At 70.0% G+C, this 15,696-nt stretch carries 17 protein-coding genes; 11 read left to right on the forward strand and 6 right to left on the reverse strand.

Annotated features, from left to right (window positions below; genetic code table 11):
- Positions 1-4 precede the first annotated feature (4 nt).
- The gene (locus VBO01S_RS19175) at positions 5-199 is read left to right on the forward strand and encodes a DUF2905 domain-containing protein (RefSeq protein ID WP_056575522.1); all 195 of its coding nucleotides are present in this window, start codon (positions 5-7) and stop codon (positions 197-199) included.
- A gap of 40 nt (positions 200-239) precedes the next feature.
- On the forward strand, positions 240-1,166 hold the full coding sequence (locus VBO01S_RS19180) for an ROK family protein (RefSeq protein ID WP_062477915.1): 927 nt from the start codon (positions 240-242) through the stop codon (positions 1,164-1,166).
- On the opposite strand, the gene VBO01S_RS19185 is transcribed toward VBO01S_RS19180, so the two are convergent.
- On the reverse strand, positions 1,139-2,653 hold the full coding sequence (locus VBO01S_RS19185; RefSeq protein WP_062477918.1) for an aminotransferase-like domain-containing protein: 1,515 nt from the start codon (positions 2,651-2,653) through the stop codon (positions 1,139-1,141). The two genes, VBO01S_RS19180 and VBO01S_RS19185, sit on opposite strands and share 28 nt — an antisense overlap.
- A gap of 171 nt (positions 2,654-2,824) precedes the next feature.
- Between VBO01S_RS19185 and VBO01S_RS19190 the strand changes: the two genes are divergently transcribed.
- Complete coding sequence (locus VBO01S_RS19190; RefSeq protein WP_062477921.1) at positions 2,825-3,160, forward strand: hypothetical protein; 336 nt, start codon at positions 2,825-2,827, stop codon at positions 3,158-3,160.
- Positions 3,161-3,206: 46 nt separating this feature from the next.
- On the opposite strand, the gene glmU is transcribed toward VBO01S_RS19190, so the two are convergent.
- Complete coding sequence (gene glmU / locus VBO01S_RS19195; protein ID WP_062477924.1) at positions 3,207-4,637, reverse strand: bifunctional UDP-N-acetylglucosamine diphosphorylase/glucosamine-1-phosphate N-acetyltransferase GlmU; 1,431 nt, start codon at positions 4,635-4,637, stop codon at positions 3,207-3,209.
- A gap of 49 nt (positions 4,638-4,686) precedes the next feature.
- On the opposite strand from glmU, the gene VBO01S_RS19200 reads away from it, so the two are divergent.
- Positions 4,687-5,535: a DUF6279 family lipoprotein gene (locus tag VBO01S_RS19200; RefSeq protein ID WP_255221147.1), complete on the forward strand. Its 849-nt coding sequence runs from the start codon at positions 4,687-4,689 to the stop codon at positions 5,533-5,535.
- A 14-nt stretch (positions 5,536-5,549) separates the two neighbouring features.
- Here the strand turns inward: VBO01S_RS19200 and VBO01S_RS19205 are convergent, their stop codons facing one another.
- Entirely contained in the window at positions 5,550-6,320 is a 771-nt protein-coding gene (locus VBO01S_RS19205; protein ID WP_174543682.1) for a Crp/Fnr family transcriptional regulator, read from the reverse strand.
- A gap of 93 nt (positions 6,321-6,413) precedes the next feature.
- Here VBO01S_RS19205 and VBO01S_RS19210 point away from each other — a divergent pair, with 93 nt between their 5' ends.
- Complete coding sequence (locus VBO01S_RS19210) at positions 6,414-6,830, forward strand: BLUF domain-containing protein (protein WP_062477927.1); 417 nt, start codon at positions 6,414-6,416, stop codon at positions 6,828-6,830.
- Positions 6,831-6,925: 95 nt separating this feature from the next.
- Here the strand turns inward: VBO01S_RS19210 and VBO01S_RS19215 are convergent, their stop codons facing one another.
- Positions 6,926-7,243 carry a DUF2917 domain-containing protein gene (locus VBO01S_RS19215; protein WP_062477930.1) on the reverse strand — a complete coding sequence of 106 codons (318 nt, stop codon included), beginning with the start codon at positions 7,241-7,243 and terminating at the stop codon, positions 6,926-6,928.
- Between the two features lie 175 nt (positions 7,244-7,418).
- Between VBO01S_RS19215 and VBO01S_RS19220 the strand changes: the two genes are divergently transcribed.
- Entirely contained in the window at positions 7,419-8,402 is a 984-nt protein-coding gene (locus tag VBO01S_RS19220) for a LysR substrate-binding domain-containing protein (RefSeq protein ID WP_062477933.1), read from the forward strand.
- 117 nt (positions 8,403-8,519) lie between these two features.
- Here VBO01S_RS19220 and VBO01S_RS19225 read toward each other — a convergent pair whose 3' ends face one another.
- The gene (locus VBO01S_RS19225; RefSeq protein ID WP_062477936.1) at positions 8,520-9,137 is read right to left on the reverse strand and encodes a 5-formyltetrahydrofolate cyclo-ligase; all 618 of its coding nucleotides are present in this window, start codon (positions 9,135-9,137) and stop codon (positions 8,520-8,522) included.
- 9 nt (positions 9,138-9,146) lie between these two features.
- Here VBO01S_RS19225 and VBO01S_RS19230 point away from each other — a divergent pair, with 9 nt between their 5' ends.
- From VBO01S_RS19230 to VBO01S_RS19240, 3 genes are all read left to right on the forward strand, one after another.
- The gene (locus VBO01S_RS19230) at positions 9,147-11,177 is read left to right on the forward strand and encodes a lytic transglycosylase domain-containing protein (protein WP_062477938.1); all 2,031 of its coding nucleotides are present in this window, start codon (positions 9,147-9,149) and stop codon (positions 11,175-11,177) included.
- Position 11,178: 1 nt separating this feature from the next.
- The gene (locus VBO01S_RS19235) at positions 11,179-11,742 is read left to right on the forward strand and encodes an MgtC/SapB family protein (protein WP_062477940.1); all 564 of its coding nucleotides are present in this window, start codon (positions 11,179-11,181) and stop codon (positions 11,740-11,742) included.
- Positions 11,743-11,851: 109 nt separating this feature from the next.
- Positions 11,852-12,538, forward strand: coding sequence for a glutathione S-transferase family protein (locus VBO01S_RS19240; protein WP_062477951.1), 687 nt, complete (start codon positions 11,852-11,854; stop codon positions 12,536-12,538).
- Positions 12,539-12,554: 16 nt separating this feature from the next.
- On the opposite strand, the gene VBO01S_RS19245 is transcribed toward VBO01S_RS19240, so the two are convergent.
- Positions 12,555-13,292 carry an OmpW/AlkL family protein gene (locus VBO01S_RS19245; RefSeq protein WP_062477953.1) on the reverse strand — a complete coding sequence of 246 codons (738 nt, stop codon included), beginning with the start codon at positions 13,290-13,292 and terminating at the stop codon, positions 12,555-12,557.
- 165 nt (positions 13,293-13,457) lie between these two features.
- Between VBO01S_RS19245 and VBO01S_RS19250 the strand changes: the two genes are divergently transcribed.
- Both VBO01S_RS19250 and otsB read left to right on the forward strand, forming a co-directional pair.
- Positions 13,458-14,729 (forward strand): multifunctional CCA addition/repair protein, encoded by a 1,272-nt coding sequence (locus VBO01S_RS19250; RefSeq protein WP_062477956.1) that lies wholly within the window; start codon positions 13,458-13,460, stop codon positions 14,727-14,729.
- Between the two features lie 73 nt (positions 14,730-14,802).
- Positions 14,803-15,594, forward strand: a complete 792-nt coding sequence (gene otsB / locus VBO01S_RS19255) for a trehalose-phosphatase (protein ID WP_062477959.1) — start codon at positions 14,803-14,805, stop codon at positions 15,592-15,594.
- Positions 15,595-15,696: the final 102 nt, after the last annotated feature.

The raw sequence follows: 15,696 nt of genomic DNA on the forward strand, positions 1-15,696 counted from the left end.
CTGCATGTTCCGCTGGCTGATCGTCGTCGTCCTGGCGCTGGTGCTCATGAGCGGCCTGACCGCCTGGCTGCGCCGCTTCGGCTTCGGACGGCTGCCCGGCGATTTCGAGTTTCGCGCCTTCGGCCGCGACTGGCAGCTGCCGATCGCGAGCACGGTGGTGCTCAGCATGATCGCGGCGCTGGTCGCGCGGCTGCTCTGAGCACGGCGCGGCGACGACTGAGAAAGAAGAGAACCCCGCAATGAGAGCCTGCGTAGACATCGGCGGCACCAAGGTCGCCGTGAGCCTTTCCGCTTCGAGCGACGCGCCGCTGATCGGCCGCCGCAGCGAGCCCACCGCCAAGACCGGCAGCAACGACGCCGTGGCGGTGCAGATCCTGCGGCTCATCGACGAGGTGTGCGCGGAGCAGGGCATCGACCCGGCCAGCATCGACCGCGTGGGCGTGTCGTCGACCGGGCCCTTCGAGCTGCACGACGGCATGGTCGAGCTGGCCACGCCCAACATCTGCGGCGGCATCGCCGGCCCCTCGCGCGGGCTGCCCAACAACTGGATGACGGCCATCGTCGAGGCGCCGCTGGCGCGCCGCTTCGCCCGCGTGCGCGTCGAGAACGACGCCGTGGCCGCGCTCGAGGCCGAGCGCCACTGGGGCGCGCTGAAGGGGCTCGACAACTGTGCCTACGCCACCTGGAGCACGGGCGTGGGCGTGGGCCTGTGCGTGGACGGCAAGGCGCTGCGTGGCAAGAACGGCAACGCCGGCCATGCGGGCCACAGCTTCGTGGTCGACGACGACAGCGGCGCGCTGTGCGGCTGCGGCAACCTGGGCGACGTGGAAGCGCTGGCCGGCGGCAATTCGATCGCGCACCGCTTCGGCCAACCCGCGGCCGATCTGTTCACGGCCGCCGCGGCCGGTGACGCCGCCGCCCTCGAGAAGGCCGACGCGCTGTGCCGCGTGATCGGCCGCATGCTCTACAACCTGGTCATCACGCTCGACCTGCAGCGCATCAGCCTGGGCGGCAGCGTGTTCTGGCACCACCGCGACTTCGTGCTGCCGCGGCTGCAGGCGCAGGTCGACGGCAAGCTGCCGCCGCTCACGCGCGGCGTGTTGCTGGTGCCCGCCGGACTCGGCGACAAGGTGGGCGACTACGCGGCCCTGGCGCTGCTGGACTGAGCCGCGGCGCGCGGCGATCGCACCAGCGCGGCTGGCTGGTTCTTCTGCGCCGCGCAGCCTTCTTCGACGATCCGCCCGAGCCGGCGCAGCCCCGCGTCGACCGCTTCGCTGAAGGGCCAGCCGCAGTTGATGCGCAGGTAGTGGTCGAAGCGCGAGGCGTTCGAGAACTGCGCGCCCGGCGCCACCAGCATGTGCTCGCGCAGGGCCGCCTCGAACACCGCCACCGACGACAGCCGATCGGGCAGCTCCACCCACAGCTGGAAGCCGCCGCGCGGCAGGTTCAGCCGCGTGCCGGCCGGGAAGTAGCGGGCGATGGCGTCGGCCGTCTGGTCGCGCTGCGTGTGCAGGCGTTCGCGCAGCCGTCGCAGGTGGCGGTCGTAGCCGCCGCTGGCAATGATCTCGCCCGCGGCGATCTGCGCCAGTGCCTCGTTGTTGCGCGTCTGCGCGTACTTGAGCATCTCGACCTGCGCGTGCCAGCGCCCGGCCGTGATCCAGCCCAGCCGCAGGCCCGGCGCCAGCACCTTGTGCAGCGAGGCGCAGTACACCACGTTGCCCGTGCGGTCCCAGGACTTGATGGCGCGCGGCGGCACCTCGGTTTCCACCAGGTCGCTGTAGGTGTCGTCCTCGACCAGCGCGATGCCGTGGCTTTCGCACAGCTGCACCAGCCGCTGCTTGTGGGCGTCGGGCATCACGCTGCCGATGGGGTTCTGCAGGTGCGGCACCACCACCACGGCCTTGATGTCGTCGTAGGTGTGGATGGCCAGGTCGAGCGCCTCCAGCGAAATACCGGTCTGCGGGCTGGTCGGAATCTCCAGCCCGCGCAGGCCCAGGCTCTCGAGCACCTGCAGCAGGCCGTAGAAGGTGGGCGACTCGACGGCCACGGTGTCGCCGGGCTTGGCGATGGCGCGCAGCGCGAGGTTCAGCGCCTCGATGCAGCCGTTGGTGACCAGCACGTCGTCGGGCGCCACCGTCATGCCCACGCGCAGGTTGCGCTGGGCCACGACCTGGCGGAACTGCTCATGGCCTTTTTGCGAGGAGGCCGTGGTCAGCAGCTCGGGGCGCTGGCGCAGCGCGCGCGTCATGGCGTTGCGCAGCGCCTCGGCGGGGTAGAGCTCGGGGGCGGCGCGCGAGATCGCGAAGTTGAGCTTCACGTCGTTGAGGCGCCCGCGCGCCATGAAGTTGGCCATGCGCGTGCGCATGTTGACGAACTGCGCCGGGTCGGGCGGCAGGCCGGACACGGGTTCTTCCATGGCCGCGATGGCCAGCCGCTGCGGGCGGCGCACGAAGTAGCCGGAGCGGTCGCGCGCCTCGACCCAGCCTTCGCTTTCCATGGCGCGGCACACCTGCAGCGCGGTCGAGAGGCTGATGTCGTGCAGCCGCATCAGGCTGCGCAGCGAGGGGAGCTTGTCGCCGGCCTTGAGCGAACCGGCGTGGATCGCGTCCACGTAGTGCGCCGCGAGCTGGCGGTAGAGCGGTAGCGAGTCCATGGGTCGATGTTCCCCGCATCGGGCATCCGAAAACAGATGCAGTTGACTGGGAAAAAGACCATAACAGATGGCGTGGCGGCCCGGCTGTTCCGGTTGCAATAGCCACCGGGTGTGCCTGTTTTTCGGGCGGCGGAATTCCTACGATGAACCCTCATCCACCCGAGGTCCGCCATGATCACCACCCTGTCCGAAGCCCCCGATTCCATCGTCCTCGAACCCGGCCAGTCGCTGCGCACCGCCGTCGACGCGGGCGCCTGGCTGCAGCTGGCCGAGGGCCGCGCTCGCGTGGTGTCGCCGCCGGGCTGGCTGGGCGAGACGGTGTTCATGACCGAGACGCTGCTCGGCGAGGGCGACATGCACTGCGTGCCGCAGGGCGGGTGGATCGAGGTGTCGGCGGTGACGGCGGTGCACCTGCGGGTGCATGCGCCCCAGCGCGCGGCCCGGGCCACGGCGCCGGTGGCGGCGCGGCCGGTGATGCGCTTCGTGCGCCTGCTGACGGGGTGGTGAGGTCCGGGGCAGGGCGCCTGCCCCGAACAAGCGCCCAAAGGCGCCTTCAGTTCTTCGGCAACTTCTGCGGCCGCTTCCAGTTCGCGAAGCTGACCTGCTTGCCCCGCGCCACGGTCAGCGCGCCGGGCTCGGTCGACTTGTTCACCGTCGAGCCGCCGCCGATGGTGCCGCCCGCGCCGATCGTCACCGGTGCCACGAGCACGCAGTTGCTGCCCACGTGCACGTCGGCCTCGATCACGGTGCGGTGCTTGTTGGCGCCGTCGTAGTTGGCCGTGATGCTGCCCGCGCCGTAGTTCACGCGCTCGCCCACCGTGGCGTCGCCCAGGTAGGCCAGGTGGTTGGCCTTGGCGCCCGCCGCCAGCGTGGAGTTCTTGACCTCGACGAAGTTGCCGATGTGCACCTCGGCGCCCAGTTGGGCACCGGGCCGCAGCCGCGCAAACGGCCCGACCAGCGCGCCCGCGCCCACCGTCACGCCGGCCTTCTCGCCGTCGATGTGGGTGAAGGGATGGATCACCGCACCCGCTTCGATGCGCACGTTGGCGATGACGCAGTTCGCGCCGATGCGTACGCCTTCGCCCAGCGACACCGTGCCTTCGAACACGCAGTTGACGTCGATGTCGACGTCGGCGCCGCAGCTCAGCGTGCCGCGCAGGTCGAAGCGCGCCGGGTCGGCCAGGCGCACGCCCTGTTCCATCAGCGCGTTGGCCTGGCGCAGCTGCCAGGCGCGTTCCAGCGCCGCGAGCTGGGCCGGGCTGTTGATGCCCGCCACCTGCAGCGCGTCGGTCGTGACATGCGCTACCACCGGCACGCGGTCGTCGGCCGCGAACTTCACGATGTCGGTCAGGTAGTACTCGCCCTGGGTGTTCTTGTTGTCCAGGCGCGCGAGCCAGCCTTTGAGCAGCCGCGCGGGCGCGGCCATCACGCCGCTGTTGATCTCGCGCACGGCGCGCTGCGCCTCGGTGGCGTCCTTGTGCTCGACGATGGCCGTCACCTCGCCGCCGGCACGGGTGCGGATGATGCGGCCGTAGCCCGTGGGGTCGTCGAGTTCGATGGTCAGCAGCGCGAGCCGCTCGCCGCCGCTGGCGGCGATGAGGGTGCGCAGCGTGTCCTCGGCGATGAGCGGCACGTCGCCCGAAAGGATCACCACGGTGCCGTCGTCCGGCAGCAGCGGCGTGGCCTGCTGCACGGCGTGGCCGGTGCCCAATTGGGGCTCCTGGCGCGCGAAGCCGAGCGCGGCGGCGTTCACGGCCGTGGCCTTGATCGCGGTCTCGACCTGCTCGGCGCCGTGGCCTGTCACGACCACGACATGGCGCGCGCCGATGCGCGCGGCGGTGTCGGTCACATGGGCCAGCAAGGCGCGGCCGGCCAAACGATGCAACACTTTGGGCAGCTTGCTCTTCATGCGCGTGCCCTTGCCGGCCGCCATGATGACGACGTCGACCGGTCCCTGGTTGCTCTGCTGCGGAGTCTGATTCATGCGCTTTTCTTCCCGGATTCGTTGTGCTGGACTGGCCCGAATTATCGGTGTGCTGCTGCTGGCCGCTGCCCTGGGGGCTTGCAGCGCGGTCAAGCTCGCCTACAACAACCTGCCCGAGCTGAGCTACTGGTGGCTCGACGGCTACTTCGACTTCGACGGCGCCCAGACCCCCAAGGTGCGCGACGAACTCGCCCAGCTGCTGGCCTGGCACCGCCAGAACGAGCTGCCGCGCATCATCGGCCTGCTGCAGGAGGCCCAGGGCCTGGCGAGCGCCGAGGTGACGCCGGCCCAGGCCTGCCAGCTGGCCGACCGGGTCCGCGAGCGCCTGCTCGCCGTCACCGAGCGCGCGGAGGCCGCCAGCGCCGAACTCGCGCTGAGCCTGAGCGACGCGCAGCTGCAGCAGCTCGAACGCAAGTACGCGAAGAACAACACCGACTACCGCAAGGACTGGCTCGACCGCAGCCCCGCGCAGGTGCAGGACAAGCGCTACGACCAGTTCCTCGAGCGCCAGGAAGACTTCTACGGCCGCCTCACGGCCGAGCAGCGCGCGCTGCTGCGCCAGCAGGTGGCGCAGTCGGTGTTCAGCCCGAAGCTGGCGTACGAGGAGCGACGCCAGCGCCAGCAGGAGGCGCTGGTGCTGCTGCGCGGCTTCCAGGGCGGCAACGGCGGCCCGCGCGCGTCGCCGGCCGAGGCTCGCGCCGCGCTGCATGCCTACATCCAGCGCATCGCCGATCCGCCGCCCGGCCCCTGGCGCGACCAGCAGCAGGCGCTGCTGCAGGAAGGCTGCCGCAACCTGGCGGCGCTGCACAACACCACCAGCGCCACGCAGCGCGAGCAGGCGGTGCGGCGGCTGCAGGCCTACCAGGGCGACCTGCGGCAGCTGGTGGCCGCGCGCTGAGGCAGGCGGCGCCTTCAGATCATCGGCACCGGCCGCATGGGGCGCTCGAAGTAGTCGCCCAGCGTTTCGAGCGCATGCGGCTCCAGGATGCGCAGCCAGCCGCCGTCGAGCTTGTACAGGCCCAGGCGCTGCAAGCGCCGCATCGTCTTGTTGGTGTGCACCAGCGACAGCCCCAGCGCGTCGGCGATGTGCTGCTGGTTGAACGGAAACTCCACCCAACCGTCGCGCACCATGCCCACGCGCTGGGCGCGCCGGTACAGGTGCATGAGCAGCATGGCCACGCGCTCGCCGGCGTTGCGGCGCCCGGCGGTGACGAGGTGGTCGTCCACCAGCTTTTCCTCACGCGCGGCCAGCCAGGTGATGTCGTAGCCGAGCCGGGGCTGGGTCTGGAACAGCGCCCACAGCCGCTCGCGGGCGAAGGCGCACAGTGTGGCGTCGGTCACGGCCTCGACGCCGTGGGTCTGGCCGTCGGCAAACTCGTCCTGCAGGCCGATGAAGTCGCCGGGCAGCAGAAAACCCAGGATCTGCCGCCGGCCGTCGCTCAGGGTCTTGTAGCGAAAGGCCCAGCCCGCGTAGAGCGTGAACAGCTGCGGGCTGGCGCGGTGCTCGTCGACGATGGTGCCGCCCGCCTCGACACGCCGGGTGCCGCTGCGAAAGGACTGGATCGCCTCCAGCTGCTGCGCCGTCACCGGCAGGAAGGCCTCCAGGCGCCGCAGCGCGCAGTGTTCGCAGGGGTTCGCACCCTGCGGCGGGGAGGCGGCAACGGGGTAGTCCTCGAACTTCACGCCGCACTATAGGCTGGCGGGGCTATGTCTTTTGACATTTCGAGGCGCAGGATGGCCCCCTAGACTCGAAACGATGTCCCCTTCTTGCACCGCATGACACAAGAACAAGCCTCTGCAGAACTCCTGTACGAATTCCTCTATTGCAGCCTGCTCGCCCCCGACCTGCCGCCCGCCACCGTGGGCGCGATCGTCACCCAGGCCCGCGCGCGCAATGCCGAGGACGGCATCTCCGGCCTGCTGGTGTTCGACGGCCAGTGCTTCTGCCAGCATTTCGAGGGGCCGCACGAGGCGGTGCAGGCGCTGATGGCGCGGCTGCAGCGCGATCCGCGCCACGTGGCGCTCGTGGTGGTCCACGACGGCCCGCTGGCCGCCCGGCGCTACAGCGGGTTTGCGATGGGCCTGGCCGAATGCGAAGGCCCCGACCCGGTCTCGGGTCTGCGGGCCCTGCGCGGCGAGGCGGCGCTGGCGCACTTCCTGGCGCTGCGCGCCAGCTTCGACATCAGCACCTGACCGGCTGACCGATTTGACCGATTGAAAACGACGGGCAAAGAAAAAGGCGGCCGAAGCCGCCTTTGTTCAGAAGAGCCGGGAGTGCAGGCGGTCGGTCAGACCGGGTCCCACACGTAGGTGGCACCGTAGCCATCCCAGGCTTCCATGACGATGCGCTGGCCGGCGGCCACGGTGAGCGATTCGCCCGGGGCCAGCACGATGTCTTCGCTGGGGCCGTGGGCGGTGGCGTCGGGCGTGACCCACACGCGGCCCTGCTTGACGCGCAGCACGCTCGCCGACCGCGCCTTCAGGCTCATCGCCTCGCCGGGCGCAATCTGCCAGGCGCCACGGCGCACGGCCGGCGGAATGGCCGCGGTGCGGGTGGAACGGGACAGGGAAGCGAGCGATTCGTTGGTGCAGACGGCGGTGGACATGATGAGGACTCCTTGGCTGATCCGAAGCGCCTTTGACAGACAGAGAGGTTGGCGCAGTTCGGGAATGAATGATCGTTTTTGCGGCCTTGGAGGTCCAATGAAAACGAGGTAGCCTACTGATGCGATTCCCGCATCAATCAACTGGGCGCCGGGAACGCACACCAAAGTCATACCCATGCAACATTCGCAAACCCACCTGCGCTCCCGCCCGATCTCCGCGGGGCACCTGCGGGCCTTCGAGGCGGTCGCGCGGCACCTCAATTTCCGCGCGGCGGCCGAGGAAATGGCGCTCACCCAGTCGGCCGTGAGCCGGCAGATCCAGTCGCTCGAAGAGGAAGTGGGCGTGTCGCTGTTCCTGCGCCACACGCGGGCCGTGGAGCTGACCAGCGCCGGGGCGCAGCTGCTGCTGTCGGTGCAGCAGGCGCTGCCGCGCATCGACATGGCGGTGCGGCAGATTCGCCAGAGCGCGGGGCGCAAGAGCGTGGCGCTCACCACCTTTGCCTCGTTCGCCTCGATGTGGCTGATCCCGCGGCTGGAAGCCTTCCAGCGCGACAACCCCGAGATCGACATCCGCATCGACGCCAGCGACATCGCGGTCGACCTCGACGTGGCCGACGTGGACATCGCGCTGCGCTACGGCCCGCCCGAAGGCATGCCGCCCGGCGCCGTGCGGCTGTTCGGCGAGACGCTGACGCCGGTGGCGAGCCCGTGGCTCATCAAGAGCAACCCGCCGATCAAGACGCCGGCCGACATCGCCCGCTTCACGCTGATCGAGGCGGGCGACGCGCACCGCACGCACCTGGAATGGCTCACGTGGCGGCGCTGGTTCGAAGTGAACGGGCTGGAGCGCGCGCAGCCCAAGCGCTGGCTCTATTTCAACTATGCCTACCAGATGGTGCAGGCCGCGCTCACGGGCCAGGGCCTGGTGCTGGCGCGCAGTTCGCTCATTGCCGAAAGCCTGGCCAACGGCGACCTGATCGAGGTGCTGCCGCAGCACCGGCTGGATTCACCGATGGCCTACTGGCTCATCTCGGGGCCGCGCAATGCGCTGCGGCCCGAGATCAAGGCCTTTTCCGACTGGCTGGAGGCGCAGGCCGTGACCACGCGCCAGACCATCGGCGAGGTGCCCGACCCCGACACGGTGGACAACCTCGATTGATAGAAAGGATTTGTCCCTTCCAGGAACACCGCGGAACCGGCTTTGCCGGGCCGCTGGTGTTGCCCCCGGTGAGGGGGTTGGCGAAGCGACACGAAGTGCGCGCAGCCTGGGGGAGAGTCAAGTGACTGGCCAGACGACGCCGTTGTCGTTCAGGATGGCATCGAGCGGCAGGTCGTGCGCTTCGGGCTCGAAGTCTTCGAGGAAACCGTTCGTGAAGCCCAGCCCCACCGTGAAAGGCCGGGGCTCGAGCGCCGCCAGCGTGCGGTCGTAGAAACCGCCGCCGTAGCCCAGCCGGTAGCCGCCCGCGCTGTAGCCCACGCAGGGCACGAACAGCAGGGTCGGCACGATCAGCTCGGTGTCCTTGGGCTTGGGAATGCCGTAGGCGTCTTCTTCCATCTGGCAGCCCGGGTACCAGGCATGGAAGGTGAGCGTCTTGTGAACTTTGTCGATCACCGGCAGTCCGATGCGGCGGCGCTGCGTTTCTTCCATGAGTTCGCCGTCTTCCTTCCAGCGATGCAGTGCGGGCAGCGGGTCGAACTCGCCCTTGATCGGCCAGTAGGCGCCGATCACGGTGTCGGGCCGGCCGACCAGCCAGATCCGCATCACGCGCTGCAACAGGTCGGCCCGCGCAAGGCGGTCGGGCAGCGCCAGCCGCTGCTCGATGAGCGCCTTTCGCAGTTGACCCTTCAGAAAACTCGCCGTGGCCGAGGTGTCGGCATCCTTTGACTTGTCCATAATCCCCCGATGCAGTTCCCAAGCATTTTGGCATCCGCGCGCGCTCGTCAGCGTCGCGGCGCGCCCGCCCTGGTTTTTTCCGCCGTTCTCGCACTCGCCGCGCTGCTGTCGCAACAGCCCGCCGCCGCGCAGAACAACACCAACGACGACGTGCTGGTCCAGATGAAGCAGGCCTTCCAGCGCGGCGACAAGGCCCGTCTCACGGCCCTGCTGCCGCAGGCGCGCGGCCACGCACTCGAACCCTGGGCCGCCTACTGGGAGCTCAAGGCCCGCCTGCAGGAGGCCGCGCCCAACGAGGTGCAGGACTTCTACGCGCGTTACCCCAACACCTACCAGGAAGACCGCCTGCGCAACGACTGGCTGCTGCTGCTCGGCCAGCGCCGCGACTGGGACGGCTTTGCCGCCAACATCGCCGGCTTCCGCATGGGCGACGACGCCCAGGTGCGCTGCTACGCGGTGCTGGTCGACACGCTGCGCACCGGCACGGCCACGCAGGCGCAGGCCGACGAGGTGCGCCGCAACTGGTTCGCGCAGAAGGACAGCGACGACGGCTGCCTCACCGCCGCCGACCGCATGGTCGCGGCCCGCCTGATGACGACCAACGACGCCTGGAAGAAGGCGCGCCTGGCCATCGAGGCCAACCGGCCCGCCGCCGCGCGTGGTGCCGTCACCATCGCCGCGCCCGACGCGCTGCCGCTGTTCGAAGAGGTCAACGCCAGCGCCGCCAAGTTCCTCACCGGCCGCGCCTTCGTGGCCGCCAAGTCGCGCAAGGAACTGGTGGTGCTCGCGCTCATCAAGATCGCGGTGGCCGATCCCGACCAGGGCGCCGCGCAGCTCGACGGCAAGTGGGGCCCGATGCTCTCCGCCGAAGAGCGCAACTGGGTCTGGGGCACCATCGGCCGCGCGGCCGCGAACAAGCTCTCGCCGATGGCCGTGAGCTACTTCGGCAACGTCACGAAGAACAGCGACCTGTCCGACGACATGCTCGGCTGGCGCGTGCGCGCCGCCCTGCGCGCCAGCCAGTGGAAAGACGTCGCACCCGCCATCAACGCCATGAGCGACGCCGCCCAGCAAGACCCGATCTGGGTCTACTGGAAGGCCCGCGCACTGAGCAGCGCCGGCGGCGACGAGCGCCGCGCCCAGGCCCGCGAGCTGTACACCAGCATCGCCGGCACGCGCGGCTTCTATGAAATGCTGGCGCTCGAAGAACTGGGCCAGCGCGTTGTCGCGGCCACCCGGCCTGCGCCGCTCACGCCCGAAGAAAAGAACGCCGCGCGCACCAACCCCGGCTTGCAGCGCGGCCTGCAGGCCATCGGCATGGGCCTGCGTTCCGAAGGCACGCGCGAGTGGAACTACGCCACCAACCTGCACGACAAGGGCGGCATGGACGACCGCGCCCTGTTGGCCGCCGCCGACCTTGCCTGCCAGCGCGAGGTGTGGGACCGCTGCATCAACACCAGCGAGCGCACCAAGGGCGTGATCGACGTCGAGCAGCGCTTTCCCATGCCCTTCCACGACACGGTGCTGCGCAAGAGCCAGGACATCGGCCTGGACCCGGCCTACGTCTACGGCCTGATCCGCCAGGAAAGCCGCTTCATCATGGACGCGCGTTCGGGCGTCGGCGCCTCGGGCCTGATGCAGGTCATGCCCGCCACGGCGCGCTGGACCGCCCGCAAGATCGGCTTGACCGACTTCACGCCCGGCCAGATCAACGACCGCGAAACCAACATCACCATCGGCACCAACTACCTGAAGCTCGCGCTCGACGACTTCGACGGTTCGATGGCGCTGGCCGCCGCGGCCTACAACGCCGGCCCGGGCCGCCCGCGCAACTGGCGCAACGGCCCGGTGATCGACGCGGCCATCTGGGCCGAGAACGTGCCCTTCAACGAGACGCGCGACTACGTGAAGAAGGTGCTGGCCAACACCACCAACTACGCGGCCATCATCAGCGGCAAGCCGCAGTCGCTGAAGGAGCGCCTGGGCCGTGTGGGCCCGCGCAACGCCAACGAGCCCGAGCCCAACAAGGACCTGCCCTGACATGAGCTGGCGCGACGAGGTGCTCGACACCGTCGCGTCCGAATTCTCGGACGCGGGAGACGTCGCGCAGCTCACGCGCATCTCGGTGCGGCTGCTCTTGGCGGCCGTGCTGGGTTTCCTGCTCGGCTTCGAGCGCGAGCAGCAGGGCAAGGCGGCCGGCGTGCGCACCCACATGCTGGTGGCCATCGGCTCGGCGCTGTTCGTGCTGATCCCGCAGCAGACCGGCATCGTGCCGGCCGACATGAGCCGCGTGATCCAGGGGCTGGTGGCCGGCGTCGGCTTCCTGTGCGCCGGCACCATCCTCAAGCAGGGCAAGGACGAATCCCACGTGCAGGGCCTCACCACCGCCGCCGGACTGTGGATGACGGCCGCCATCGGCATGGCCTGCGGGCTCGGCCGCGAGGTCACGGCCGTGTTCAGCGCACTGCTGGCGCTCGCGGTGCTGTCGCTGGTGCCGCGCCTCGTGGGCCTGATCGAGCGCGTCGTGAAGCCCTCGCCGGACACGAACGCCTCCGGCCCGCGCGTGATCGTCCCGCCCGAATCCCGCCAGGACGGCGACCGCTGAAGCGGCCTGCATCAATTCGCGCCGCCTTCGTCATCAATCGCAGCCCGCCGCCCGGCTAGCATCGACGGCTTTGCCCCGCATTCCCGCACTGACCCGGAGACCCAGATAGATGTCCAAGCTCTACATCGGCAACAAGAATTACTCGTCGTGGTCCATGCGCCCCTGGGTGCTCATGACCCAGGCCGGCATTCCCTTCGAGGAGGTGATGGTGCGCTTCGATTCGTTCGATGCCACCTCGCAGTTCAAGCACGTGATCGGCGCCATCAACCCCGTGGCCAAGGTGCCGGTGCTGGTCGACGGCGACCTGGCCATCTGGGACACCCTCGCCATCGCCGAGTACCTGGCCGAGCGCTTCCCCGAGAAGCAGCTGTGGCCCCAGGGCGTGGCCGAGCGGGCCCGCGCGCGCAGCATCTGCGCCGAGATGCACTCGGGTTTCACCAACCTGCGCGGCAACTGCCCGATGAACATCGAGGCCTCGCTGCCCGAGGTGGGCGCGCGGCTTCTGGCCGAACAGCCCGGCGTGCAGGAAGACCTCGACCGCATCGTGCAGATGTGGACCGAGCTGCTCGAGACGCACGGCGGCCCGATGCTGTTCGGCGCCTTCACCATCGCCGACGCCTTCTTCGCGCCGGTGGGCATGCGCATCCGCGGCTACGGCCTGCCGGTGCCGCCGGCCATCGATGCGTACATCGCGCGCGTGGCGGCCCTGCCGGGCGTCGCCGCGTGGATCGCGGGCGCCCTGGCTGAAAAGACCTTCGTGGCTTTCGACGAGCCCTATCGCACTTCACGCGACTGAGGCCCGCCGGACCTCATCAGAACCGGTACGTCGCCGCCAGGTAGGTGACGATCGGGTTCAGCTTCAGGCTCGCCTCGCTGCGCGCCACCGGCAGGCCGGTGATGCTGGTCGTGGTGAGCTTGGCCTTGGTCTTCAGCGGGATGTAGGACACCGAGAACGACACGCCCCAGTGCTTGTCGAACTGGTAGGCCACGCCGGCGTTGAGCACGGGCGCGAACGAGCTGTCGAGCTTGGCCGTGGTGTTCACCGAAGACGGACGCACGTGGAACTGGCTGGCCAGCGCGCCTTGCAGGTTCGAGGTGAGCTTCACGTCGCTGTACCAGACGTAGGTGGCACCCAGGCCCACGAACGGACGGAAGGCGTCGTTGCCTTCGTTGAAGTAGTACTTGGCCAGCACGGTCGGACTCCACTGGCGGGCCTGGCCGAGTTCGCCCACGCGCGCCAGCGTGCCGCTGCCGTTGAGCTTGAACTTGGGCGGCACGCCGAGCACGCCCTCGACGGCCCAGTGGGGGTCGATGAAATACGCGACGTTCAGGCCCAGCGTGTCCGAGTTGGTGACGCTCGCGCCCGAGCCGGCCAGCACGCTGTGCACGGGCGAGGTCACGGTCAGCGGCTTGCTCGAATCCTGCGGCGACAGGTGGAACCAGCCGGTGCCGACGACCCAGTCGCCCGCGTTCTGCGCCAGGGCGCTGCCCGATGCCAGGACCCCGAGTGCCGCCAATGCCAACGATGCTGTTGTTGTGAGTTTCTTCATAGCTGTGAATGCTCCTTGGGTGTTGAAAACAGCCCCGCGCACGGGGGCACCGGCCAGCGACCGGTGCTTCGCGCGATGCGGATTTACGAACGGTCGTTCGCATCGCTCGGCGATTATCGAACGACCGTTCTTTTTGTGCAGGGAGAGTATCCCTACACTGCACTCATGAACATTTTTCTCGTCGGCGGTGCACTGCGCGACCGGCTGCTGGGCCGCCCCGTGTCCGACCACGACTGGCTGGTGGTGGGCGCCACGCCCGAGGCCATGGTGGCGCGCGGCTACCTGCCCGTGGGGCGCGATTTCCCCGTGTTCCTGCATCCGCGCACGCGCGAGGAATACGCGCTGGCCCGCACCGAGCGCAAGAGCGCGCCGGGCTACCGCGGCTTCGTCGTGCATGCGGCGCCCGACGTCACGCTGGAGCAGGACCTGGCGCGGCGCGACCTGACCGTCAACGCCATCGCGCTGCCCGCCGAGCACGTGGGCGCCGACGGCAGCTTCGACCCTCGCCCCGAAACCCTGGCCGACCCCTTCCACGGCCAGCGCGACCTGCGCGACAAGGTGCTGCGCCACGTGACCGACGCCTTCCGCGAAGACCCGGTGCGCATCCTGCGCGTGGCGCGCTTTGCCGCGCGTTTCGACGACTTCACCGTCGCGCCCGAAACCATGGCGCTCATGCGCGAGATGGTCGCGGCCGGCGAGGTCGATGCGCTGGTGCCCGAGCGCGTGTGGCAGGAGCTCGCGCGCGGCCTGATGGAAACGCGCCCCTCGCGCATGTTCGAGGTGCTGCGCGACTGCGGCGCGCTCGCCGTGCTGCTGCCCGAGGTCGACCGGCTCTGGGGCGTGCCGCAGCCGGCGCAGCACCACCCCGAGATCGACACCGGCGTGCACCTGATGATGGTGCTCGACACCAGCGCGCGGCTGGGCGCCACGCTGCCCGTGCGCTTCGCCTGCCTGATGCACGACCTCGGCAAGGGCACCACGCCGGCCGACATGCTGCCGCGCCACATCAACCACGAGCTGCGCAGCGTCGACCTGCTGCAGGCCGTGTGCGAACGCTGGCGCGTGCCGGTGGAGCTGCGCGAGCTGGCCGAGGTGGTGGCGCGCGAGCACGGCAACATCCACCGCAGCGGCGCGCTCGACGCGACGCCGCTGGTGCGCCTGCTGGAGCGCTGCGACGCCTTCCGCAAGCCGGCGCGCTTCGCCGAGGCGCTGCTGGCCTGCGAATGCGACGCGCGCGGGCGGCTCGGCTTCGAAGACACGGCCTACCCGCAGCGTCCGCGCCTGCTCGCCGTGCTCGCGGCGGCCCAGGCCGTGGCCACCGACGTGGTGGCGCGCGAGGCGCAGCAGGCCGGCGCCACGGGGCCGCGCATCGGCGAGGCGATCCACCGGGCGCGCATTGCGGCCGTGAAGGCCTCCTTGCCCGCCACGGCCGACTGAATCCCCGCCATCGGCGCACGCCGGGACTTTGGCCGACACGCGCCGCGTGCGAGCCGTGCTATGGTTTTTCCCAATGCCAAAGTCCTCCAGCAGCAACGCCCAGTTGCCACCTCCGCCGGGCCGGGACGCCGCCCTTTTTCTCGACTTCGACGGCACGCTGGTCGGCCTCGCCGCCACGCCTGAAGCCATCGAGGTGCCGCCCGCCCTCGTGCCCCTGCTGAGCGACCTGCGCGACCTGCTCGGCGGCGCGCTCGCCGTGGTGTCGGGGCGCCAGATCGATGCCATCGATCGTTTTCTCGCGCCGCTGCGGCTGCCCGCGGCCGGCGAGCACGGCGTGCAGCGGCGCGATGCCAAAGGCGGCATGCAGGAGCAGCGCCCGCCCGACCTCGTGCCGATCCTGGACGTGGCCAACGAACTCGCGCGCATCCACGAAGGCCTGCTGGTCGAGCGCAAGCACGGCGCCATCGCGCTGCACTACCGGCTCGCACCGCAGCTGGAGGCCGTGTGCCGCGACGCGATGGCGCGCGCCATCGAAGGCCGTCCGCAGCTCGAGCTCATGCACGGCAAGTTCGTGTTCGAAGTGAAGCCTTCGGGCGTGAACAAGGGCCTCGCCATCGAGGCCTTCATGACCGAAGCGCCGTTCGCGGGCCGCACGCCGGTCTTCGCGGGCGACGACACCACCGACGAGAGCGGCTTCGCCGTCGTGCAGCCGCGTGGCGGCGTCGCGATCAAGGTCGGCGCCGGGCCGAGCCTGGCGCTGCACCGGCTCGAATCGCCGCGCGCGGTCTACGAATGGCTGGTGCAGGCGCGCGACCTGCTGGCCGCGCCTGCCCCCAAGACACCATCACCGAGGAAGCCCGCATGAGCGAACAACAACTGCCGAAGGCTCCGGAGGACCGCGCGGGCAACGCCCTGGCCGGCGCGGCGGGCCCCGACGACCAGGCGCCCGTCGACGCCGCGAAGGTGG

The organism is Variovorax boronicumulans NBRC 103145 (assembly GCF_001591345.1).
Taxonomy (GTDB): Bacteria; Pseudomonadota; Gammaproteobacteria; order Burkholderiales; family Burkholderiaceae_C; genus Variovorax; species Variovorax boronicumulans.

Coding starts and splice junctions, on each gene's coding strand:
- VBO01S_RS19175 (WP_056575522.1), top strand. CDS start 5: ATGTTCCGCTGGCTGATCGTCGTCGTCCTGGCGCTGGTGCTCATGAGC.
- VBO01S_RS19180 (WP_062477915.1), top strand. CDS start 240: ATGAGAGCCTGCGTAGACATCGGCGGCACCAAGGTCGCCGTGAGCCTT.
- VBO01S_RS19185 (WP_062477918.1), bottom strand. CDS start 2,653: ATGGACTCGCTACCGCTCTACCGCCAGCTCGCGGCGCACTACGTGGAC.
- VBO01S_RS19190 (WP_062477921.1), top strand. CDS start 2,825: ATGATCACCACCCTGTCCGAAGCCCCCGATTCCATCGTCCTCGAACCC.
- glmU (WP_062477924.1), bottom strand. CDS start 4,637: ATGAATCAGACTCCGCAGCAGAGCAACCAGGGACCGGTCGACGTCGTC.
- VBO01S_RS19210 (WP_062477927.1), top strand. CDS start 6,414: ATGACACAAGAACAAGCCTCTGCAGAACTCCTGTACGAATTCCTCTAT.
- VBO01S_RS19215 (WP_062477930.1), bottom strand. CDS start 7,243: ATGTCCACCGCCGTCTGCACCAACGAATCGCTCGCTTCCCTGTCCCGT.
- VBO01S_RS19220 (WP_062477933.1), top strand. CDS start 7,419: ATGCAACATTCGCAAACCCACCTGCGCTCCCGCCCGATCTCCGCGGGG.
- VBO01S_RS19225 (WP_062477936.1), bottom strand. CDS start 9,137: ATGGACAAGTCAAAGGATGCCGACACCTCGGCCACGGCGAGTTTTCTG.
- VBO01S_RS19230 (WP_062477938.1), top strand. CDS start 9,147: ATGCAGTTCCCAAGCATTTTGGCATCCGCGCGCGCTCGTCAGCGTCGC.
- VBO01S_RS19235 (WP_062477940.1), top strand. CDS start 11,179: ATGAGCTGGCGCGACGAGGTGCTCGACACCGTCGCGTCCGAATTCTCG.
- VBO01S_RS19240 (WP_062477951.1), top strand. CDS start 11,852: ATGTCCAAGCTCTACATCGGCAACAAGAATTACTCGTCGTGGTCCATG.
- VBO01S_RS19245 (WP_062477953.1), bottom strand. CDS start 13,292: ATGAAGAAACTCACAACAACAGCATCGTTGGCATTGGCGGCACTCGGG.
- VBO01S_RS19250 (WP_062477956.1), top strand. CDS start 13,458: ATGAACATTTTTCTCGTCGGCGGTGCACTGCGCGACCGGCTGCTGGGC.
- otsB (WP_062477959.1), top strand. CDS start 14,803: ATGCCAAAGTCCTCCAGCAGCAACGCCCAGTTGCCACCTCCGCCGGGC.